Here is a 21541-nt window from a genome sequence, read left to right as displayed (position 1 = left end):
GACAACGCGAAGAATACTACTGTTTCTTTGCAAAAGTTGCCAGTAAACATGGTTATTTTTAATGCAATTATTAAACTTATTAATAACATTTATGCAATGACTATTTAATGTTTAAACATTATTTAAATCCTCTTTCCCCCGTGCTAGGTTAGATGCGCTAACGAAGTTACCCGCGATAACTGCTAATAAAGCAGCACTAAAAGTAAGGCATTAACATTATGAAAAGAATGACTGCCAGACTGTTTTCGATGGCTGTCGGGCTTAATGCTGTCTCCGCGGCAGCAAAAGCTAACGCATCGAAAGAGCAGGAAACGGATGTGCTTTTAATCGGTGGTGGGATCATGAGCGCCACGTTGGGAACCTACCTCCAGGAGCTGGAGCCCAACTGGTCGATCACCATGGTGGAACGGCTGGACGCGCTGGCGCAAGAGAGCTCCAACGGCTGGAATAATGCCGGTACGGGGCACGCCGCCTTGATGGAACTGAACTACACCCCGCAAAACCAGGATGGAACAATCAGCATCAAAAAGGCGATTGAGATTAACGAAGCGTTTCGTATCTCTCGTCAGTTCTGGGCGCATCAGGTGGAAACCGGTGTGCTGAGCGAACCGCGCTCATTCATTAATACCGTCCCGCACATGAGTCTGGTGTGGGGCGATGACAACGTTAACTTCCTGCGTGCCCGCTACAAAGCGTTGCAGCAAAGTACGTTATTCCGTGGCATGCGCTATACGGAAAACCACGAGCAGATCCGCGCGTGGGCGCCGCTGGTAATGGAAGGGCGCGACCCGCAGCAGAAAGTGGCGGCGACGCGGACGGAAATCGGTACCGATGTGAATTTCGGCGAGATTACCCGCCAACTGATTCACTCCTTACAGCGTAAAGACAACTTCTCGCTGAAACTGGGCAGTGAAGTCCGCAGCATCAAACGCAATGCGGATAACACCTGGAATGTGACCATTGCCAGCCTGAAAAACAGCGGCGTCGATCAGGTTATCAAGGCCAAATTTATCTTTATTGGCGCCGGTGGTGCCGCGCTGAAACTATTGCAGGAATCCGGTATCCCGGAAGCGGCGGAATACGCGGGCTTCCCGGTCGGCGGCCAGTTCCTGGTCTCCGAAAACCCTGACGTGGTGAATAGCCATCTGGCGAAGGTCTACGGTCAGGCGACAGTGGGCGCGCCGCCGATGTCGGTACCGCATATCGATACGCGTATCATTGATGGCAAACGCGTGCTGCTGTTTGGACCGTTCGCCACCTTCTCAACGCGCTTTTTGAAAAATGGCTCGCTGTGGGATCTGCTGCGCTCAACTAACAGTTCTAACTTCCTGCCTATGTTAAGCGTCGGGATGACCAATTTCAGCCTGGTGAAATACCTGATGAACCAGGTGCTGCAAAACGACGACGATCGTTTTGATGCCCTGTGCGAGTACTATCCGCTGGCTAAAAAAGAGGACTGGCGTTTGTGGCAGGCCGGGCAGCGCGTGCAGATCATCAAACGCAATGCGAAGAAATTGGGCGAACTTCGTCTGGGCACCGAAGTGGTGAGCGACAAAGAGGGCACTATCGCTGCATTGTTGGGCGCATCGCCGGGCGCGTCCACCGCCGCGCCGATCATGCTGGAACTGATGCAGAAGGTCTTCCCGGAAAAAGTCGCTTCTCCTGAGTGGCAGGCGAAACTCAAAGAGATCATTCCGTTCCTCGGCGTGAAGCTTGACGGCAACGTTGAAGCCTCGGATGAAGAGTTGCATTACACCAGTCGCGTGCTGGGGCTGAAATGCGACGAATCGCCGCTGGCGGATGCTACGCCCCCGGTACGAAAACCCTCGCATGTTGTGCCGGCGGAGAATGAACCCGCGGCGGATATTGCGCTCTAATCGAAAAACCTGCTTCGGCAGGTTTTTTTGTCGCAACGTTCAAGCGACTTAAATGTGTTTCGTTACCGTTGATGTTTTTCAAAGGCCCATTGGTGCGCTCTTCATTGCCACGGCAACTGCCCTCAGTCTTACGGCGGCCCTTGCAGTAGCACGTTGCGCTAGGTAGCGTCGGGTCGGAACGGTCTCTTAGAGACGATTTATCCTCTTTAGCACCCTCATGATTTATTTACTTTTTTGTATAGGTAGAGGATGCTTATTTGCGGTAAATATCATTTTTCGTCTCTAAGGATCCTCTTTTGACACGTTTTCTTCTTACTGCAACGTTTGCCGCTGTGCTTGTTGGCTGCGCTACGCCAAAACCTACCATCCCTTATGTCAATTACCAACGTATTGCTCTTGCCGATGTCGCAGCAAACAAATGTGTCTCGCTTGGCTTTCTGGATTATCAGATTGCTGCAGCAGCGAAAAATTACGCAGCGCGCGATTTAAATAGCTGGACTTATGACCCGGTGTTTTATCAGACCACATTCAATGAAATGTCAGCAGCGGCAGAAAAAACGCCACCTACAAAAGCACAGTGCGATAGCTTTGCCGTCGCCATTGTCCAACGTCAGCAGCAAGAACAGCATAATTATCAGCAGCAACAGCTTGCCGCACAGCAACAACAGGCGCTCAGTCAGTCTTTGCAAACCCTCCAGAACTCGATGCCGAAAACCACCTACTGCAATAAAATTGGCTGGCAAACGGTGTGCAACACCTACTGATTTCGCCAGTAGCGCCGGGCAAAGGAATACCCAATACCTTATCGGTGGATAATCTGATTTGCCAGCATCCTGCCATCGTCGTTTACATGCGCTGGAGCAGTGGGGGCGATCACGGGTTATCGTGCCACCTTAAATCCGGTTCAGATGGGATGTATCTTTTCGACGATGCCTGGCCACGCTCGGCGGAGTGTTATTTTAAGGAAGTCGTTAAGTGTGCGGATGGCGGTGTTGATAGGTCGATATTTTGCTGACCTTCCGGGCGCAAAAATAACGCGTCAGCCGCCTTCTTTTTCTGCCATAAAATATCTGAACGGCATGTAGTTAAGATTAATCTGAGTCATTGCTGAATGTTTGTTTCTATTGTTACGCGGCTAAAAAGTTAGGTTTATTATTAGCTTCTTCCTTAATAAGGGCGCATGTTTATTAACATCATTGCGGAGCAAAGAATGGGACTTCCGGTATCTGGTGTGGCTTCGACTTATTCAGATTTCTTTCTCAATAAAATGACTGCGAGCGGCGATCTTTACACCCATACGGCGTATACCGCCGCTTTATTGCCACGTGAACGCTGGCATGCCGTACCGCTTGGCACAAAACTAAAACTGACATACCAGGGGCGGTCAGTCATCGTCAAAGTGAATGATCGTGGGGCTGGCGATGGTTCAATGGCGCGTGTCCTTGATTTAAGTCGAGCTGCGTTTGCTTATCTGAGTGGCCGGCCGATCAATGCTATTACCGATAAAACGGCAGGCTTGATTACCTTACAATCCATCATCGTTGTGCCAGCCAGTACGCTACAGGGACCTGTAACCCCATGAAGACTCTATTTGCTATTCCTTTTTTTGCCCTGGGTTTTATCACCAGTGTTGCCGTGCAGGCAGCGGAAAACAAAACGCCTGATGCGATTAATCGCATCATGGCGGAACCGGTACGTAATTTGAGTCTCATGGATGCCGATCCTCAGGGGGCATTGCGCTGGGTCGTCTGGCAGGAAGGGCGGGCAGATTCCAGCGTTTCGTACCTGGCGTTATTCAAGCAGGATAAAGGGGCTGCCTCATCGGTGTGGTCAACAAGCTGGCCGGACGCCTGGTCACCTGCGCTGCAACCTCTGCCTGAATGGCGCTGGCAAGGAAATGCTCTTGTGGCCGTGACGCTTCAATTTGGTGCCGCAGCCGGGCAAGTTGAACTGTATGGACTGGATACACAAAACCGACCAATAAAACTGGCAGAAAAGACGGCAGCCAGCGTCAGTTGGAAAATCAATGAATCCGGTCAGCGATTGTTAGTCCTTTATGAACCTAAACCGACAGCGCTCAAAGCGAGCTGTTATGGCTGGCGGGAAAACACCAACAAATTGATGCCTCAGTCTTGTAATTGACAGGGACAGGTCTTTCGGTACTCATTTATGCTCGGGGTTATCGTCGGTATTCGATAAAAGATCATTCAGTGTTTCGAAATCAATTTCTGATTCAGCGTCATCCAGCAACTGGGTGACGGAAAGCAGATCGGTAAATTCACTGAGCAGCATTTCGGCGTCGGATTTAAGCGGCGTGTCGGAGACATCCACCGCCGTGTTGATGGCTTTCTTTACGTTTTCAATAATCTCGCGGACGCCGCCGTTTTTCCCCAACGTCAGCACCAGGGCGCTAAGTAACAGTGACTGTGCCTCTACGCGAGCAGTCAACTGTTTCGCCTCCGCATCCATCTTTGAAATCTTTGCGATCATACTGATAATGACGTTTTTCATGTGATTCCCTGCCTTTGATCCGCATGAGTCTTGGCTATCTACAAGAAGTAAGCATGGCGTTATGTAAGCCTAAATGAGCTTAGGATATTTCACGCGTTGAAAAATGCTGAGCTGGACACAGATGTGAAAAGATCTGTGTCAGGAATCAGGCGAAAACCACTCTGGCATCTGATCACAAACGCGTTATCCGCACTGTTTTTCATCGATAAGGGGAGAGCACGCTAAAGGCGTGAGAGTATTGCGGGCATTAAAAAACCCGCAAACTCAGAGAGATTGCGGGTTCTTAAGGGGTAACCGATCGCGTAAAAGCTTACCGGTGAAATATTTGGTCGGCACGAGAGGATTTGAACCTCCGACCCCTGACACCCCATGACAGTGCGCTACCAGGCTGCGCTACGTGCCGATTTGTGGCGATAATAGTACCCTTTTCACCGCTGATTGCAAGTGAGGGGAGAGCTAACTGATTCATAAATAATCAATCAGTTAGCGATAAACCGTTTTTCATCTGTCAGGACCTGTAGCAGCAAACTCAATTGCGGTTTCTGATCCTGAACCTTTTCACCCTGCGGATTCCAGGTCTGATAGCTGCCGTTCTGATTGAGCACCAGCGTCATCTGTGGCGTCGTAATCGCCAGCGCATCGCCGCTTGCTGCGGTGACCCAGGTATGGCGTCGCGTTGCGTTAAACAGATCCTGGCCCTGCGAATACTCGTTTGCTGGCGTACTGACATGCAACAGGCGCTGCATCAGCGTCGTCATTACGTCTTTGTGGTCGGTCAGCTTGTTGATGCGCTGTGCAGGTGTGCCCGGCCAGTGAATCACCAGCGGCACATGCAGATTATCGCGCGACCAGGCAAAGTCAGTGGCTGACCGATCGGCAGGCATGCCGTGACCCGCGGTGATGATCACAACCGTATCATCCAGCTTGCCCGATTCGCGCAGCGCATCCAATAAACGGTTGATCTGCGTATCGACATCGGTAACGGCGCGACCATAGCGACGGGCAAAATTCTGCTGATTGCTGTCTGGCAGGTTGGTGCCGTTCAACGCCACCCAGGAGAACCAGCGGTTATCGTCCTGAGCATAATGACCCAGCCAGTCAATCCATTGATCGGCGGTCTGCGCGTCTGTCTGCGTTTTTGCCGCAGGCAGTGAGAAATCCGAAAGCAATGCCTGACGATACAACGCGCTACTGAACCCGTCGGAAGAGAACAAACCTAACTGATAACCTTGCTGATTGAGCGCAGAGATCAGCGCAGCAGGAACGCGTGCCGACAGTACCCCGTCCATATAGCTCGGCGAAATACCGTAAAACAGGCCAAAATAGCCGCTGTCCGCCGTGTTGCCAGAACTCATGTGCTGCGTGAAGGTCACGTTCTGTTGCGCAAACGCGGCAAGTGCCGGCATCTGTTTCTCGTAACCTGAATAATTCAGGCCATCAACGGTAATCAGCAGAACGTTTTGCCCGGGCCCCATATCCAGATAGCGCAGATCGCTCAATGGATACTGTACCGAAACGGCTTCCGGGCTACCCTGTTCAATCAGGCGACGCTGATAATCCTGCGCATCCAGCAGGCCATGTTTCTCCAGGAAGCGGCGTGCCGTCATCGGGTAGGAGAGAGGCAGGTTCGCCCGCTGCATGGTGATAGGGCGATAGAAGTTGGCATCCGCCCAGATATACATAACGTGGGTGGCAATAAAGGCTACGAAAAAGAACCCTGCCACGGGTTTTGCAAAGCGCCGCCGCCGGGTCAGACTGCGAAGTTTTTGCCAGCTCCAGGTGGCGAACAGCATCTCAATGAGCAGGATAACCGGCACACCGATAAACATGAGCTGCCAGTCACGCGCCGTCTCATTCTGATCGGGGTTGATCACCAGTTCCCAGACGATGGGATTGAGATGCAGGTGAAAACGGGTAAAAACTTCGCTGTCGATAAGTAACAGCGTCATGCCCGTGGTCGCCAGAATAACGGACAGAGACCGCATCAGGCGTTGGGACATCACCACAAAGGTGAGGGGGAATAAAATCAGCAGGTAGGTGGCGAACACCAGAAAGCTGAAATGACCGACCACGCTCAGGTAAGAGTAAATCCGCCCGGCAAGCGTTGTCGGCCAGTCGGCGACAAACAGGTAGCGACTACCGACCACAATGGACAATAAAATATTGAACAGGGCGAACCAGTGCCCCCAGCTTACCATCTGGGAGACTTTTTCACGGTAGGGCTGACGATGAGTCACCATAACTTGTCGCTGTTTACCTTAATGCGCTTTATCGTCATTAACGGACGACTGCAATGCCTGGGCGAAAGATTTTGCGATGGCCTGGCGTTGAGCAGGGGCGATGCTGGTATTGATCAAGTTCGTCACCATGTTCCCCAGAACCATCAGGGAAAGGTCGGTCGGAGACTTGTGTTTTTCCAGCACGTTGGCCAGCTCACTTAGCAGTTGTTCAACGTGTTCATCACTATAGCGGGAAATTTGTGGCATAAATCGAAATCAGTTATTCATAAAGGGCAACATATTACCGTAGCAACAGCTTTTTTTCTGCTTTTTTATCAGCAGTTGCACAGTTGCTTGCGTGGTGGTTGAATACCGCCCGGTCTAAAAGGAGAGTTTATCATGAGTCTGGACATCAACCAGATTGCCCTGCACCAGCTTATCAAACGCGATGAGCAAAACCTTGAGCTGGTGTTGCGCGAATCTTTGCTGGAACCGACTGCTCCCGTTGAGGAGATGGTCGCCGAGTTACACCGGGTTTACAGCGCGAAAAGTAAAGCCTACGGCCTGTTTAACGACGACAGCGAACTGGCGCAGGCATTACGCCTCCAGCGTCAGGGCGAGGAAGATTTTCTCGCGTTCAGCCGTGCGGCAACGGGGCGCTTACGTGATGAACTGGCAAAATATCCCTTTGCGGACGGCGGCATTGTGCTGTTCTGCCACTATCGCTATCTGGCAGTGGAATACCTGCTGGTCGCGGTGCTCAATAACTTAAGCAGTATGCGTGTTAATGAGCAACTGGACATCAGCGCGACGCATTATCTCGACATTAACCATGCGGATATCGTGGCGCGTGTGGATTTAACCGAGTGGGAAACCAACCCGGAATCGACGCGTTATTTAACCTTCCTCAGAGGGCGCGTTGGGCGTAAGGTCTCTGACTTTTTCATGGATTTCCTCGGTGCAACCGAAGGATTAAACGCCAAAGCGCAGAACCGCGGATTGTTGCAGGCGGTGGATGACTTTACCGCCCAGGCGCAGCTCGATAAATCAGAGCGCCAGGATGTTCGCCAGCAGGTCTACACCTACTGTAATGAACAGTTGCAGGCAGGCGAAGAGATTGAACTGGCGTCACTTTCAAAAGAGCTGGCGGGCGTGAGCGAAGTGAGCTTTGAAGAGTTTACTGCCGGGCAGGGCTATGAGCTGGAAGAGAGCTTTCCGGCGGATCGCAGTACATTGCGCCAGTTAACTAAATATGCGGGTAGCGGCGGCGGGTTAACCATTAACTTTGATGCCTTGCTGTTGGGCGAGCGTATTTTTTGGGATCCGGCCACGGATACGTTGACCATTAAGGGCACACCGCCGAATCTGCGCGATCAACTGCAACGCAGAACCGGTGGCAACTGACCGCACTGTGGCATAAAGGAATACGCCAGAAATTCCCCGTCGATGTTGCATTGCTGCGACGGGCCTCAAGGGCTGGTTCGACTTTACAGTTTGATGGCCAGACCAGGCAGGGTACGGATCTGATGAGCACCGAAAAGGTGCTTGATGCCTTGAGTGAGGGGCAAATCATCCCGATACGCATTTTGCCGCGAACGGGTAGACCGTTAATCGAGTTTGCTGAGACATAAAAAAACCCCGCAGAGCGGGGTTTTTCAACTTGTCAGCGATTACGCGCGAACGAAGTCGATGTGAGACAGTTTCGGTTTGTAAGCGTGACGCTGTACAGCCTGAACTTTCACTTTTACTTCTTTGCCATCGATAACCAGAGTCTGAACTTCATCATAGAATTCAGCTTTAGACTGGATGTTCCACAGCTGGTCGTGGTCCAGTTCGATAGCAACCGGAGCTTCTTTCCCACCGTAAACGATAGCCGGGAATTTGTTAGCTGCGCGCAGGCGGCGGCTCGCACCCTTACCCTGCTCTTTACGTACTTCTGCGTTGATAGTAAACATGTCAATTTCTCTTAAATAGTTCCTGCTACAGGCGACCCAGCAACAGGCAAGTGATCTGCTTTGCGGATGCAAAAGCGGGCGGATTATACCCGTATCCCCCCTCTGTTACAAGTCGGACCGCTATGGCTTAGCCGCGTAACTCATTGGCGCGGCGAAAGCGCCCTTCATAATCAAACACCTTTTCCCGCACCTGCCAGTACTGGCCTTTTTTGCGCGCCACGACAAAATCGGGGTGGCGTAACAGCGCCTGCCGGGCGAGGATATCGGCGGCGACAATCCAGCGTAATGGCACGCCGGGCGTACGGGTGTGCGGGCGGATAAAGAGCTGCTCAAAAGCGGTACGCTGAGCAGGGGTATGCAGGCGGTAGCGTTCGCTGACATCTGCGCCATCTTCATCGTAGTAGGTAATTTTTAACCACTCGCCTTTGTCATCCGCGCCGTGCTGTAAGTCCATTCCGCTACAGCGAAGGACCAGCGCGTCTTTGAGTTTCAGCGCCGCTTTAAGCATATCGTCCGGATCGACCAGAATGGTGTCGCAGGTCCGGCAACGACGGGCAGCAATGTCGTTTTCCGCATTACACTGGGGGCAATTTTTAAAACGGAAACGATAGTCACACTGTTCCCGCTGGCCGTCATCGTCCTCAAACCAGCCCTGACAGCGGCGGCCAAAATGTTCGATTAAGGTGCCATCCGCCGTGGTTTTCCCCCAGAAGGTATTGGCAAAGCCGCAGGCCGGGCAAAACACCTGCACAGGTACGTTATCGCTTTTTCCTTTCGGCGCACCGACCTCCGGCGCGTAAAGATCGTGCGGATTTCCGGCGTAGTCGAGGATCAGGCAATCGGTCTTGCCGGGAAACAGCCGCAGGCCGCGCCCGACGATTTGCTGATACAGGCTGACGGATTCCGTCGGGCGCAGGATGGCAATCAAATCCACATGCGGCGCGTCAAAGCCAGTCGTGAGCACCGACACGTTCACCAGGTAGCGAAAGCGTTGCGCTTTAAACGCCTCAATCAACTCATCACGCTGTGGACCTGGCGTTTCGCCGGTAATCAGCGCTGCTTCGCCCGCAGGCAACAGCCCGGTAATTTCATGGGCATGTTCTACGGTCGCGGCAAAAATCATCACGCCTTTGCGGCTTTCTGAGAACTCAACAATCTGGCTGATGATGTGCGGCGTGACGCGCTGCTGTTTTTTCAGTTCACGGTTCAGATCCGCTTCGCTGAACAGGCCATTACTCTGCGCCTGCAGGCGGCTGAAATCGTACTGCACCACGGGCATATCCAGCCGTTCCGGGGGGGTCAGATAGCCATGCTTGATCATGTAACGCAGCGGCAACTCATAAATGCAGTCGCGGAACAGCGCTTTTTCATCGCCCCGGACCATACCGTGATAATGAAAACGGTAGATCCAGCCTTTCCCCAGACGAAAAGGGGTCGCGGTGAGTCCCAGCAAACGTACGCGGGGATTCACTTTGCGCAAGTGCTGTAAAATTTGCTGGTACTGGCTTTCGCCATCGTCGCTGATGCGGTGGCACTCATCGACAATCAGCAGTGAAAACTCACCCTGAAAATGGTCAAGGTTACGGGCAACGGACTGTACGCTGCCGAAAACCACTTTGCCCTCACTCTGTTTACTCTTGAGGCCCGCAGCGTAGATATCCGCCTCCAGACCCAGAGCGAGGTATTTCGCATGGTTTTGCGCGACCAGTTCTTTAACGTGTGCGAGCACCAGTACGCGCCCGCGCGCCACCCTTGCCAGTTCGGCAATGACCAGGCTTTTGCCTGCGCCTGTAGGCAGGACAATCACCGCAGGTTCATCGTGATGGCGAAAGTGGGCGAGGGTAGCGTCTACCGCTTCGCGTTGATAAGGGCGTAAGGTAAAAGTCATGCTCTTCATGGTGTGACAACATCATGTCACAAGTATGCCACGAATCTTTCCCTTGAGCGGCGTAGAATGACCGCTATACTGACAGGCGTAAATCACCTGAGTCTTCTTAAGGACGAAAGTCCTGCTTCCAGCACCATACAGGCAAAACAACTTCATGCGACTTGATAAGTTTATCGCTCAGCAACTCGGCGTAAGCCGTGCTATTGCCGGACGTCAAATCCGCGCCAGCCACATTACCGTAGACGGCGAAATTGTCAGAGATGCCGCGTTCAAATTGCTCCCGCAACACGAGGTGGAGTATGAGGGCAACGCGCTGGTTCAACAAACCGGCCCTCGCTATTTCATGCTCAATAAACCGCAGGGCTATGTTTGCTCAACGGACGATCCCGACCATCCGACGGTACTCTATTTTCTGGATGAGCCTGTAGCGCACAAACTCCATGCTGCGGGGCGCCTGGATATCGATACTACCGGGCTGGTGCTGATGACCGACGATGGGCAGTGGTCGCACCGTATCACCTCACCGCGCCATCACTGCGAGAAAACCTATCTGGTCGACCTGGAATCGCCAGTGGCGCAAGACACTGCGGAACGCTTTGCCAAAGGTGTCCAGTTACATAACGAGAAAGACCTGACCCAACCGGCTCAGCTCGAGGTGATCACGCCGACGCAGGTACGCTTAACTATCAGCGAGGGGCGCTATCATCAGGTAAAACGTATGTTTGCCGCCGTGGGCAACCACGTTGTCGGGCTGCATCGTGAGCGTATCGGCGCGATTACCCTCGACGACGATCTGGCGCCGGGAGAGTACCGCGCACTGACAGAAGAAGAGATTGCCAGCGTCGGTTTGCCTGCGCGTTAACGTAGAGGAGCTTTTCGTGACCAACAGGCCACACTCATCACTGAGCATTGTGATTATTCTTGGCCTGCTGGCCATGTTGATGCCGTTATCTATTGATATGTATCTGCCCGCGCTCCCGGTAATTGCCGGGCAGTTTGGCGTACCGGCGGGCAGCGCGCAAATGACGCTAAGCACCTACATTCTGGGCTTTGCGTTGGGGCAACTGCTTTATGGCCCTATGGCGGACAGCATCGGGCGTAAGCCGGTTATTCTTGGCGGTACGCTGATTTTCGCCGCGGCGGCCGTGGCCTGCGCGCTGGCACAGAGTATCGATCAACTGATTACCATGCGCTTCTTTCATGGTCTCGCGGCAGCCGCAGCCAGCGTGGTGATTAATGCCCTGATGCGCGATATTTATCCGCGCGAAGAGTTTTCGCGGATGATGTCGTTTGTCATGCTGGTGACCACCATTGCGCCGTTGCTTGCCCCGATGATCGGCGGCGCGGTGCTGGTTTGGTTTAGCTGGCATATGATCTTCTGGATCCTGGCGGTAGCGGGCTTGCTGGTCTCGGTGATGATTGCGTTCTTTATACGTGAAACGCTTCCGCCAGAACGTCGGCAGCCGTTCCATCTGCGCACGACCGTCGGCAATTTTGCCTCTCTGTTTCGTCATAAACGCGTGCTCAGCTATATGCTGGCAAGCGGTTTTAGCTTTGCCGGAATGTTCTCTTTTCTAAGCGCCGGGCCGTTTGTCTATATTGAAATCAACCATGTTTCGCCACAGGATTTTGGCTACTACTTCGCGCTAAATATTGTTTTCCTGTTCCTGATGACCATCATCAATGGACGTTTCGTCCGCCGTGTGGGCGCATTAAAGATGTTCCGTGGTGGGTTGTGGGTTCAGTTTGTGATGGCGCTATGGATGGTTATCACGGCACTGCTTGGCGTAGGTTTCTGGTCACTGGTGGTGGGCGTGGCCGCCTTTGTCGGCTGTGTTTCGCTGGTGTCGTCAAACGCGATGGCGGTTATTCTTGATGAGTTTCCCCATATGGCAGGCACCGCCTCCTCGCTGGCCGGTACGTTCCGCTTTGGTATTGGCGCAATTGTCGGCACGCTGCTTTCTATGTCGGCGTTCAACTCCGCATGGCCAATGATTTGGTCCATCACCTTTTGCGCAACCAGTTCCATTCTCTTCTATCTCTACGCCAGTCGCGGCAAAAAACAGGCGTAACCTTTCAACAGAAGGGGGCAGAAACGCTCCCTTTTTTGATGCACATCAACCAAACCTGACATACATTCGGACGTGTTTGTTTATTTTATGTAAAATCCGTTTGTGTAAAAAGTCACATCCTTGTAGTAAAATAAGTTGAGTTAGATCTCATAAACGGGTACATATAGCCGAAAAAAGGGCCGGGGTTCATCAATAAAAACCTGATAAATGAACCGCTAACCCGCACAGATCGCGGCGTCTTACGTTTTATGTGTCGCTGACGAGACGGTTTGTCAATAATGTGTTAATATGAATGTGAAATATTTGTGAAGTAATTGGTACTTCCGGGGACAGAAAGTGAATACATTACAACTCTCCATCATCCACCGTTTACCCCAGAGCTATCGCTGGCTTGACGGTTTTGCAGGCGCCAGGGTTGAACCGATTCCGCAAAATGACGATGACGCGGAAGGGAGTCTTGTGGCGCTGAAGTTATTGAGTCCGGATGGCGATAGCGCCTGGCCGGTTATGCACAAGCTGAGTCAGGCACTGAGTGACATCGCAGTAGATTGTTCCGTTGTGGAATGCGAAGGTGAACCTTGTCTGTTCGTGAACTGTCAGGATGAGTTTGCAGCGACCTGCCGCCTGAAAAACTTTGGCGTCGCGATCGCTGAACCCTTCACCACTCAGAACCCTTTCTGAGCGTCAGCTTAATGATAAAAGCTGACGCGTGTAGTCCTGCTGCGGCGCGCTAAACACGCGGTGACACTCTCCCAGCTCAACCACTTCTCCCTGTTTCAGCACAATCACCTGATGGCATAACGCGCGTACCACCTGCAAATCATGACTGATAAAAATATAAGCCAGATGGTGCGTCTGCTGGAGCGATTTCAGTAAGGCGAGGATCTGCGCCTGTACTGTGCGATCAAGAGAGGAGGTGGGTTCATCCAGTATGATCAGCTCCGGTTTCAGTATCAGTGCCCGGGCAATGGCAATACGCTGGCGCTGACCGCCAGAAAACTCACCCGGGAAACGTCGGCGGGTTTCTGGATCCAGACCAACCTCGTTCATGACTCTGATGACCTCTGCCTCCCGCGCTTCGCGCGTCAACGTCGGCTGATGCACCAGTAATCCCTCTTCGATAATCTGCTGCACGTTCAGTCGTGGATTCAGCGAAGAGTTCGGATCCTGAAATACCACCTGGATGCGGTGGCGCACCGGTAGCATCTGTTTGCGATTCCATGCGTGAAGGGGGCTATCGCCAAAGGTAATGGTGCCCTGCGAGGCAATCAGGCGCAGCAGAGCCAGCCCGGTGGTACTCTTTCCGGAGCCAGACTCCCCAACCAGCCCCAGCGTTTCCCCTGCGCGCAGGGTGAAGCTGATGTTATTGACCACCCGGTTTTCGCCCACCACGCGTTTAAAGATACCTTTGCGGATCGGAAAACTGACGCCGAGATTTTCGACGCGCAGCAGTGGCGGTGTCTCCGGGTCCAGAGGAACCGGGTCTCCTGCGGGCTCGCTGTTCAACAGGCGCTGGGTATAAGGGTGCGTTGGCGCGGCAAACAGGGCGCTGGCGCTGTTCTGCTCGACGCACAGACCGTTTTGCATCACGGCAACGTTATCTGCCAGTTTGCGCACAATACTCAGGTTGTGCGTGATAAACAGAAGCCCCATGTTCAGCTCCTGACGCAGTTCGCGCAGCAGCGTCAGGATTTGCGCCTGCACCGTCACATCCAGCGCGGTGGTGGGTTCGTCCGCAATCAATAATTCCGGACGAGTGAGCAGCGCCATGGCAATCATCACGCGCTGGCGTTCGCCGCCAGAAAGCTGGTGGGGGAAATCCCCCAGGCGCTGGCGGGCATTGCGGATACCCACCCGGTCAAGACAGGTCAGGATCTCGGCGCGGGCGGCCTCCCGGCGCATCCCCCGGTGGAGCGATAAGACCTCGTAGAGCTGCTTTTCCACGCTATGCAGTGGATTGAGCGACACCATCGGTTCCTGAAAAATCATCGCAATTTTATTGCCGCGCACCTGGCGCAAGGTTTTCTCGCTGGCATGCAGCAGGCTTTCGCCATGAAAGAGGATATCGCCCTGCGGATAGACAGCGGGTGGCGTGGGCAGCAGGCGAAGGATCGACAATGCGCTCACGCTTTTACCCGAGCCGGATTCGCCGACCAGCGCCAGTGTTTCGCCCGCCTCAATTTGCAGCGAAAGCGAATCCACCACCGTGCGTTGTGTCTCCTGCTGACGAAAAGCGATAGACAGGGAATCAATGCGTAACAGGGGAGGGGTCATCTTATACCGCCTTGTTGGGATCGAAGGCGTCGCGCACCGCTTCACCAATAAAAATTAACAGCGACAGTAAGACCGCCACAGACAAAAACGCCGCGATACCCAGCCAGGGCGCCTGCAGATTATTCTTCCCCTGCAGTAATAATTCGCCAAGCGACGGTGAACCCAGTGGCAAACCGAAGCCGAGGAAATCCAGCGAGGTCAGGGTGGAAATCGAGCTGCATAAAATAAACGGCAGGAAGGTCAGCGTGGCGACCATCGCATTGGGCAGCATATGGCGCAGCATAATGCTGCGGTCGTTCACCCCCAGCGCCTGCGCCGCACGGATGTAGTCGAAATTTCGCGTGCGCAGAAACTCAGCGCGCACCACGCCCACCAGACTCATCCAGCCGAACAGTACCGTAATGGCCAGCAACCACCAGAATCCAGGCTGTACGACGCTGGAGAGCAGAATAATCAGGAACAGCGTTGGCATGCCTGACCAGACCTCAATAAAGCGCTGGCCCCAGAGATCTATTTTCCCGCCGTAATAGCCCTGTAGTGCGCCTGCGAGCACGCCGATAACGCAGGAGCAGAGCGTCAACATTAAGCCAAACAGCAATGAGATACGCGTTCCGTAGAGAATACGCGCCAGCACATCCCCGCCGTTGGCATCGGTACCTAACCAGTTCTGCTTTGAGGGCGGCGAGGGGAAAGGCTGAGTGGTGGAGTAGTTGATACTGCGCGCGCCAAAGCGGATGGGGGCATGAATCATCCAGCCATGCTGAGCGATTTGCTGCTGCAGCCAGGGATCCTGATAATCCGCAGGCGTGGCAAACGGACCGCCAAATTCGCTCTCGCTATAGTTGAAAATCACCGGCGCGTACCAGTGACCCTGGTAACGCACCAGCAGCGGTTTATCGTTGGCGATCAGTTCGGCAAACAGGCTGAATAAAAAAATCAGCAGAAAAATCCACAGCGACCAAAAACCGCGGCGATTATGGCGAAAACGCGCCCAGCGAGTCTGGTTGACGTAGCTTAATTTAAACATCAGCGTCCCTCGAAATCGATGCGCGGGTCGACCAGCGTATAAGTCATGTCGCTGAGAATATTCAGCAACAGGCCGATAAGCGTGAAAATATAAAGCGTGCCAAACATCACCGGATAATCGCGCGAGACGGTGGCCTCGTAGCCCAGCAGCCCCAGCCCATTAAGCGAGAAGATCACTTCAATAAGCAGTGAGCCGGTAAAAAACATGCTGATAAAGGTGGCAGGAAAGCCTGCGATCACCAGTAACATCGCGTTACGAAACACATGCTTGCGCATAATATTGCCTTCGCTGACGCCTTTTGCGCGCGCGGTCACCACATACTGCTTTCTGATCTCATCCATAAAGGAGTTTTTCGTCAGCATGGTCAGGGCCGCAAAGCCGCCAATGACGGTTGCCAGCACGGGCAGGGTGATGTGCCACAGGTAGTCGGTTACCTTAGCGTACCAGGGCAGGGTATCGAAGTTCGACGAAACCAGCCCACGCAGCGGGAAGATATCGTAGTAGCTGCCGCCCGCAAAAAAGACGATCAGCAAAATAGCGAACAGAAATGCGGGGATCGCGTAGCCGATAATAATAAAAGCGCTGCTCCAGACGTCGAACCGGCTGCCGTTATAGACCGCTTTGCGGATCCCCAGGGGAATCGACACAAGATAGATAATCAGCGTCCCCCATAGCCCAAGCGTGACGGAAACCGGCAGGCTCTCTTTGATCAGTTGTAGCACTGAGGCGCTGCGAAACAGGCTATTGCCGAAGTCGAAACGGACATAATCCCAAAGCATTTTGAAATAACGCTCATGAATCGGTTTGTCGAAGCCGTAGCGTTTGGTGATTTCAGCAATCACTTCCGGATCAAGCCCACGCCCGCCACGATAGTGGCTGTCATTACTGGTAGCGCTACCGACACCGGTTCGGGCGTGTGTGGCACCGCCACCTTCGACCGTCGTCCCCGGTAAGCCACTTTGGTTACCGAACTCAATCGCCGCAATGGCCTGATCGACCGGCCCTCCCGGGGCAATCTGTACGATGAAAAAGTTAATGGTGATAATCGCCCACAAGGTGGGAATGATCAGCAATAAGCGTCGAATAAAATAGGCGCCCATCCTGTCTCCTTAGCGTCTGTCTGCGGGCAGTTTTGCCGCTTTGTTCACGTCATACCACCAGGTGTCGAAACCGAGTGAATAGACGGGGCGAATGCCTGGCATAGAGAACTTGTCCCAGTAGGCCACCTGATCGGCTGCCATATACCACATAGGCAACATGTAGTAATTCCACGTCAGCACCCGGTCGAGCGCCCGCCCCAGCGGCAGCAGTTTTTGCTTATCTCCCTGCGCCTGGATAATTTGCGCGATCAGTTTATCCAGTATCGGGCTTTTCACGCCGGGGGAGTTATAGGTTGAATCGATGTATTGCGAACTCCAGGAGATTTGCAGATCGGAACTGGGCCACGGCATTGCCCGCCACACGCGCGGCATCATGTCGTAATCGCGGGTGCGCAGACGATTGGTTATCTGCGAGTTATCGACCTGGCGGACTTCCATCGTAATACCCAGCCGCGCCAGGTTGTGCTGAAACGGCAACACCCACTGGTTGTTCCCGCCAGAAGGCAGCAGCATCTCGAAAACGAACGGTTTACCGGTCTGGGAGTTCACCAGCTTCTGGTCTTTCATTTCCCAGCCTGCCTGCTTGAGTAGCTCACTCGCTTTCAGCAGGTTCTCCCGGTCATAGCCGTCGCCTTTGGAGACGGGTGGAGTATAAATAGAGGTGAAAACCTCCGGCGGCAGGTCGGCTTTCATCGGCGCCAGTAGCGTCAGCTCCGCGGCATCCGGATAATTGCGTGCGGCATATTCCGTGTTCTGGAAATAGCTGTTGGTGCGGCTGTAGGCGTTATAAAACAGCGCCTTGTTCATCCACTCAAAATCAAAGGCCAGCGAGACAGCTTCACGTACCCGACGGTCGGTAAACACTGGTCGCTGGATATTAAATGCCAGCCAACGGGTATCCTGCGCGGAGGTGTTTGGCTGCTCATCTTTAATGATATAGCCACGGTCAAAATTGCTGCCGATATAGCGCGTCGCCCAGTTTTTTGCACTGCCCTCGGTGCGCATATCGAACGCGCCAGCTTTAAAGGCCTCAAAGGCGACATTGTCGTCCAGATAATAGTCATAGCGAATCGTGTCGAAATTCCAGCGCCCGCGATTGACCGGCAGCGTCGCGCCCCAGTAGTCCTTCACGCGCGAGTAGGTCACGTACTGTCCCATCCGCCAACTGGTGATGCGATAAGGGCCGCTCCCGAGGGGAGGGGACGATAGCGGGTCGCTGAGTTTATGATCTTTCCAGAATTTCTCAGGCATAACCGGCAGTGAGAAGAGGCTAAGCATGTTCTCTTTGCCCGGTTCACCCAGTTCGATACGCACGGTTAACGGGGAGATCGCTTTTACCGTGGTGCCTTTATAGATCAGGCGGAACTGCGGCACCCCTTCGGTCATGAATTTATGGAAGGTGAATGCCACATCGCTGGCCCGAATAGGTGAGCCGTCGTGGAAGGTGGCGCGCGGATTGATCGAGACCTCGACCCATGAATAATCATCGGCGTAGCGGGCCACCTCAGCAATCAGCGGATAGTAGCTGCCCGGTTCATCATCAGAGGTGGTAAACAGGCTGTCATAGAGCGACTCGGTGCGCACGGCGGCGTTACCGCGCAGTGCAAAGCGGTTGAAGCTATCGAACGTACCGATATAGGAAAGCGTAATATTGCCGCCTTTAGGCGCAGCGGGATTCACATAGTCAAAATGTGAGAAATTGATGGCATATTTGGGCTCGCCGATAACGGCAAACGCGTAATTCTCTTTAATGGTTTGCGCATGGCTAACGGTGCCTACCAGCAGCAAACTCAAAATAAACAGGCGCACAAACTTCATCGGGCGGGATCCTTTACCTGTGGCGCTCCGGGCGCACCAACGTTTTCTCATTGAATAATAAGGGAGGGGGCGCCCGTTGTGAAATAGTTAACGGCCTAAAGTCGTGATGAAAACTGCGGGGGATGCCACATTGTGAATTGCTCAAGTGTCATTGGGCGGCTGAAATAGTAACCCTGCATAAAATTAACGCCATGTTCCCGCAGCCAGCGAGCCTGCTCTGGTGTTTCGACACCTTCTGCCACGGTGGCCATATTCAGACGTTTCGCCAGCGTCAGCACTGCATCAAGCACCGGTGACGTGACGGTTTCAGTACCAATGGCATTCACAAAGCCACGATCAATTTTAAGATAATCAACGGTGAAACGTTCAAGATAGATAAGTGCGCTGTGACCGGTGCCGAAATCATCAATGGCAATTTCATAACCTTCATCACGCAGCCACTGGAATAATTTCACCGCCTCATTCTGGCGCAACATATCCCGCTCGGTGATTTCCAGCACCAGGCGGAAATAGTCGGCCGGAAGGGAATGGGTAAACTGGCGAATATCCCTGGCAAAACTTTCGACATGCAAATGGCCGGGCGAGATATTAATACCCAGTTTGGCCCCCTGTGGCAGCAGTGTTTGCAAGACTGGCGCATCGTGGGCAATAAGCTTAAACAGGTGCAGCGTCAGCGGCACGATTAGCTGTTGCGCCTCGGCATACTGGATAAACGCATCTGGTGGGATCTCGCCGGCGGTGGGGTGCTTCCAGCGCATCAGCACCTCGACACCTCGCACCCGTAATTCACTGGCATCAATCACTGGCTGGTACACCACATAAAACTGATTCTGTTTAATGGCGGTAAGGATCTCTTTGCCTGGACGCATTCGGATATAGAGATACCAGGCCGTCAGTAAACCCGCAAGCGTGCCCACCATGCCGCCAAACAGCAGGGCAAGCTGTACGTCTTCGGGTTCCCAGGTTTCGGTATAAAGATTAATGGTCAGCGGAAAGCCAGCAAGATGCGCTGTGCGAAACGGTGTGGCTTTCAGGGTACGTAGATCAACAAGACCCGTCGAAAAAGTGGAGATCGCGTTGTGGCCGATCCCGAGTGCAATACCGCTCAGTTCTTGTTGCTGTGAGGTATACAGCAGGAAAGGGGTGAGGTTGACATTGAGAGATACGAAAACGCCACGGTCATCAAGCAAGGGGCTGCGGAACCACATTGCAATCGCCGGTTTGTCCGGCAACATTGGCGTGCCGTGCAAAATGACCATATCAAAGTCTTTGTGCAGATCAATTTCCGGCAGGAGATCCTTCATCGGTACGTGCATCACGCCCGTAGCGGAAGAACAAAATGCGTTATCGTTTTTGACTAATAAAAATGCGCGAACATTGGTGCTAAAAGCGGCGCGCGAGGTCAGTTCACTGGCGACATCAGCGCACTCATTGAGCGTTAGCGGCTGGAGCGTCTCAGCGGTGGTTTTGATATCGCTAAAATAGTCTGTGAGCCAGTGCTGCATGCCCGCGAGTACGGCATTCATCTTTTGCTCATGTTTCTTCTGAACAACTAAAAAATGAATCCCGCTAACGGCAATAGCCGCGAAGAGACCGACCAGAAGGCTAAACAGAAGAATTTTCCGGCTGGCGGAAAAGTTGCGGGTCAACATCACTTATATCCATATCTGGCGAGTTTGAGCGAAAAAAAGCCAGGCGATTGCTCTATTTGATTTCCTGGAATATAGCCTGGAAAGTGTTAATGAGACATATAAACAGGCAAGAAAAATAGGTATAAAAAAACACCGCCGAAGCAGTGTTCTTTTATCGTTTCGCGCCAGCCAAGGGATAACCGGCGAAAACATGCGTTAGCTGCGGGACAATATGCGGCGCGCTTCGTTGTAGCGCTTCTTCCAGTAAGGTTCATCCATACTGGAAATCACCACACCACTACTTGTCGAAGCATGGACAAACTGGTTATTGCCAATGTAGATGCCTACATGGCGACCCGTTGACCCTGCTCTGAACAACACCAGGTCACCGGTACGCAAACTGGTGCGTGATACCGACTTACCCATTTCCTGCTGTTCGTAGGTTGAACGCGGTAATTCTAAACCAAACTGCTCACGGAAAGTGCGCTGGACGAAGCCGGAACAATCAATACCTTTCTTGGTGTCGCCGCCTAAGCGGTAACGTACACCTTTCCAGTCAGCATATTGATCGAGGATGCGATTTTTCACATCCAGATTACGCACCATATTTTCAAATTCATCCTGAGAGGCTTGCAGTGAAGAGATATCTTCGCCCACAGCATGCGTCTCAGAATGCATGTTTTTCGCGGTATTTGTTGAACAAGCTGATAACAGAACCGCCACTGCTACCGCGGGAATCGCCCGCAAGATATATCTCAAAATCGGCTGAGATTTGACCATGTTAATTATTTTCCCTTGAAGTCCTTAACGATAAATATCGTTATAAAAAATGCCAACGCAGCGAGAGTAATTAGCTGTATGCAATGAGACAATTACCCGTGGTCAAATCTGTGGATGAACGCACAAATTTATTTGTTATGAGAATAATTGCTCATTAGCTCAAAGCAGACCCGAGATTACCCTATCACTACGGGCATTGCGAGCGCTTTTCTGCGATTTTTTATAAGAAATTATGATACAGAAAGTTAATTATCAGGAATGGCTAAAAAAGCGGCAATTTAGGTTAAGAATCATGCAAATCGCTAATTTGAATAGTGATTGTTATGACAGGGGGATGACAGAAAAGGCGAAGTTTTGACAAATTTGCATCAGGGATCGAAAACGATCCC

Annotated in this window: 19 protein-coding genes and 1 tRNA gene; 8 read left to right on the top strand and 12 right to left on the bottom strand. The window is 52.7% G+C overall.

The features are described 5' to 3' along the window. Positions 1–218: 218 nt before the first annotated feature. The 4 genes from mqo to ABIB59_RS03510 all read left to right on the top strand — a co-directional run bounded on the left by mqo (position 219) and on the right by ABIB59_RS03510 (position 4019). Positions 219–1877, top strand: a complete 1659-nt coding sequence (gene mqo, locus ABIB59_RS03525; RefSeq protein ID WP_039079932.1) for a malate dehydrogenase (quinone) — start codon at positions 219–221, stop codon at positions 1875–1877. A gap of 296 nt (positions 1878–2173) precedes the next feature. Then, on the top strand, positions 2174–2641 hold the full coding sequence (locus ABIB59_RS03520) for a hypothetical protein (protein WP_296429407.1): 468 nt from the start codon (positions 2174–2176) through the stop codon (positions 2639–2641). A 416-nt stretch (positions 2642–3057) separates the two neighbouring features. After that, a complete protein-coding gene (locus ABIB59_RS03515; protein ID WP_079496270.1) occupies positions 3058–3459 on the top strand; it encodes a septal ring lytic transglycosylase RlpA family protein in 402 nt (133 codons plus the stop codon). Beyond that, on the top strand, positions 3456–4019 hold the full coding sequence (locus tag ABIB59_RS03510) for a hypothetical protein (RefSeq protein ID WP_071195668.1): 564 nt from the start codon (positions 3456–3458) through the stop codon (positions 4017–4019). Before ABIB59_RS03515 ends, ABIB59_RS03510 begins: the two co-directional genes overlap by 4 nt. A gap of 21 nt (positions 4020–4040) precedes the next feature. Here the strand turns inward: ABIB59_RS03510 and iraP are convergent, their stop codons facing one another. From iraP to ABIB59_RS03490, 4 genes are all read right to left on the bottom strand, one after another. Then, the gene (gene iraP, locus ABIB59_RS03505; RefSeq protein ID WP_079496271.1) at positions 4041–4388 is read right to left on the bottom strand and encodes an anti-adapter protein IraP; all 348 of its coding nucleotides are present in this window, start codon (positions 4386–4388) and stop codon (positions 4041–4043) included. Between the two features lie 326 nt (positions 4389–4714). Next, positions 4715–4791: transfer RNA gene (locus ABIB59_RS03500), tRNA-Pro, on the bottom strand. 76 nt (positions 4792–4867) lie between these two features. Further along, positions 4868–6628: an LPS biosynthesis-modulating metalloenzyme YejM gene (gene yejM / locus ABIB59_RS03495; RefSeq protein WP_039079936.1), complete on the bottom strand. Its 1761-nt coding sequence runs from the start codon at positions 6626–6628 to the stop codon at positions 4868–4870. A gap of 18 nt (positions 6629–6646) precedes the next feature. Beyond that, the gene (locus tag ABIB59_RS03490; protein WP_039079937.1) at positions 6647–6874 is read right to left on the bottom strand and encodes a YejL family protein; all 228 of its coding nucleotides are present in this window, start codon (positions 6872–6874) and stop codon (positions 6647–6649) included. Between the two features lie 132 nt (positions 6875–7006). Here ABIB59_RS03490 and yejK point away from each other — a divergent pair, with 132 nt between their 5' ends. After that, complete coding sequence (gene yejK, locus ABIB59_RS03485) at positions 7007–8011, top strand: nucleoid-associated protein YejK (RefSeq protein ID WP_039079938.1); 1005 nt, start codon at positions 7007–7009, stop codon at positions 8009–8011. Between the two features lie 266 nt (positions 8012–8277). Here the strand turns inward: yejK and rplY are convergent, their stop codons facing one another. Then, entirely contained in the window at positions 8278–8562 is a 285-nt protein-coding gene (rplY, locus tag ABIB59_RS03475) for a 50S ribosomal protein L25 (RefSeq protein WP_039079939.1), read from the bottom strand. 127 nt (positions 8563–8689) lie between these two features. Then, positions 8690–10450: a DNA repair helicase RadD gene (radD, locus tag ABIB59_RS03470; protein ID WP_108700937.1), complete on the bottom strand. Its 1761-nt coding sequence runs from the start codon at positions 10448–10450 to the stop codon at positions 8690–8692. A gap of 154 nt (positions 10451–10604) precedes the next feature. On the opposite strand from radD, the gene rsuA reads away from it, so the two are divergent. The 3 genes from rsuA to ABIB59_RS03455 all read left to right on the top strand — a co-directional run bounded on the left by rsuA (position 10605) and on the right by ABIB59_RS03455 (position 13203). Further along, positions 10605–11312 carry a 16S rRNA pseudouridine(516) synthase RsuA gene (rsuA, locus tag ABIB59_RS03465; protein WP_039079941.1) on the top strand — a complete coding sequence of 236 codons (708 nt, stop codon included), beginning with the start codon at positions 10605–10607 and terminating at the stop codon, positions 11310–11312. Positions 11313–11328: 16 nt separating this feature from the next. Then, on the top strand, positions 11329–12522 hold the full coding sequence (locus tag ABIB59_RS03460) for a Bcr/CflA family multidrug efflux MFS transporter (RefSeq protein ID WP_071195672.1): 1194 nt from the start codon (positions 11329–11331) through the stop codon (positions 12520–12522). A 336-nt stretch (positions 12523–12858) separates the two neighbouring features. Continuing rightward, entirely contained in the window at positions 12859–13203 is a 345-nt protein-coding gene (locus tag ABIB59_RS03455; RefSeq protein ID WP_039079943.1) for a YejG family protein, read from the top strand. 3 nt (positions 13204–13206) lie between these two features. Here ABIB59_RS03455 and yejF read toward each other — a convergent pair whose 3' ends face one another. From yejF to mepS, 6 genes are all read right to left on the bottom strand, one after another. Further along, positions 13207–14796, bottom strand: a complete 1590-nt coding sequence (yejF, locus tag ABIB59_RS03450; RefSeq protein WP_354034019.1) for a microcin C ABC transporter ATP-binding protein YejF — start codon at positions 14794–14796, stop codon at positions 13207–13209. Between the two features lies 1 nt (position 14797). After that, on the bottom strand, positions 14798–15823 hold the full coding sequence (locus ABIB59_RS03445; RefSeq protein WP_039079945.1) for a microcin C ABC transporter permease: 1026 nt from the start codon (positions 15821–15823) through the stop codon (positions 14798–14800). After that, positions 15823–16923, bottom strand: a complete 1101-nt coding sequence (locus tag ABIB59_RS03440) for a microcin C ABC transporter permease YejB (RefSeq protein ID WP_039079946.1) — start codon at positions 16921–16923, stop codon at positions 15823–15825. The genes ABIB59_RS03445 and ABIB59_RS03440 overlap by 1 nt, the downstream gene beginning before the upstream one ends. A 9-nt stretch (positions 16924–16932) precedes the next feature. Continuing rightward, positions 16933–18741 carry an extracellular solute-binding protein gene (locus ABIB59_RS03435; RefSeq protein ID WP_354034017.1) on the bottom strand — a complete coding sequence of 603 codons (1809 nt, stop codon included), beginning with the start codon at positions 18739–18741 and terminating at the stop codon, positions 16933–16935. A 95-nt stretch (positions 18742–18836) separates the two neighbouring features. Next, complete coding sequence (pdeN, locus tag ABIB59_RS03430) at positions 18837–20393, bottom strand: cyclic di-3',5'-guanosine monophosphate phosphodiesterase PdeN (protein WP_354034015.1); 1557 nt, start codon at positions 20391–20393, stop codon at positions 18837–18839. Between the two features lie 195 nt (positions 20394–20588). Then, a complete protein-coding gene (gene mepS, locus ABIB59_RS03425; protein ID WP_039079949.1) occupies positions 20589–21152 on the bottom strand; it encodes a bifunctional murein DD-endopeptidase/murein LD-carboxypeptidase in 564 nt (187 codons plus the stop codon). Between the last annotated feature and the right edge of the window lie 389 nt (positions 21153–21541).

The organism is Citrobacter sp. UYEF32 (assembly GCF_040546205.1).
In the GTDB taxonomy this organism is placed as follows: domain Bacteria; phylum Pseudomonadota; class Gammaproteobacteria; order Enterobacterales; family Enterobacteriaceae; genus Phytobacter; species Phytobacter diazotrophicus.
The sequence above is the reverse complement of the archived record's forward strand: the minus strand, read 5'-3'. Positions and strand labels throughout refer to the sequence as shown.

Bases quoted from the DNA above. Each gene is read 5' to 3' on its own strand.
- mqo (WP_039079932.1), top strand. From the start codon at position 219: ATGAAAAGAATGACTGCCAGACTGTTTTCGATGGCTGTCGGGCTTAAT.
- ABIB59_RS03515 (WP_079496270.1), top strand. From the start codon at position 3,058: ATGTTTATTAACATCATTGCGGAGCAAAGAATGGGACTTCCGGTATCT.
- ABIB59_RS03510 (WP_071195668.1), top strand. From the start codon at position 3,456: ATGAAGACTCTATTTGCTATTCCTTTTTTTGCCCTGGGTTTTATCACC.
- iraP (WP_079496271.1), bottom strand. From the start codon at position 4,388: ATGAAAAACGTCATTATCAGTATGATCGCAAAGATTTCAAAGATGGAT.
- yejM (WP_039079936.1), bottom strand. From the start codon at position 6,628: ATGGTGACTCATCGTCAGCCCTACCGTGAAAAAGTCTCCCAGATGGTA.
- ABIB59_RS03490 (WP_039079937.1), bottom strand. From the start codon at position 6,874: ATGCCACAAATTTCCCGCTATAGTGATGAACACGTTGAACAACTGCTA.
- yejK (WP_039079938.1), top strand. From the start codon at position 7,007: ATGAGTCTGGACATCAACCAGATTGCCCTGCACCAGCTTATCAAACGC.
- rplY (WP_039079939.1), bottom strand. From the start codon at position 8,562: ATGTTTACTATCAACGCAGAAGTACGTAAAGAGCAGGGTAAGGGTGCG.
- radD (WP_108700937.1), bottom strand. From the start codon at position 10,450: ATGACTTTTACCTTACGCCCTTATCAACGCGAAGCGGTAGACGCTACC.
- rsuA (WP_039079941.1), top strand. From the start codon at position 10,605: ATGCGACTTGATAAGTTTATCGCTCAGCAACTCGGCGTAAGCCGTGCT.
- yejF (WP_354034019.1), bottom strand. From the start codon at position 14,796: ATGACCCCTCCCCTGTTACGCATTGATTCCCTGTCTATCGCTTTTCGT.
- ABIB59_RS03445 (WP_039079945.1), bottom strand. From the start codon at position 15,823: ATGTTTAAATTAAGCTACGTCAACCAGACTCGCTGGGCGCGTTTTCGC.
- ABIB59_RS03440 (WP_039079946.1), bottom strand. From the start codon at position 16,923: ATGGGCGCCTATTTTATTCGACGCTTATTGCTGATCATTCCCACCTTG.
- ABIB59_RS03435 (WP_354034017.1), bottom strand. From the start codon at position 18,741: ATGAAGTTTGTGCGCCTGTTTATTTTGAGTTTGCTGCTGGTAGGCACC.
- pdeN (WP_354034015.1), bottom strand. From the start codon at position 20,393: ATGTTGACCCGCAACTTTTCCGCCAGCCGGAAAATTCTTCTGTTTAGC.
- mepS (WP_039079949.1), bottom strand. From the start codon at position 21,152: ATGGTCAAATCTCAGCCGATTTTGAGATATATCTTGCGGGCGATTCCC.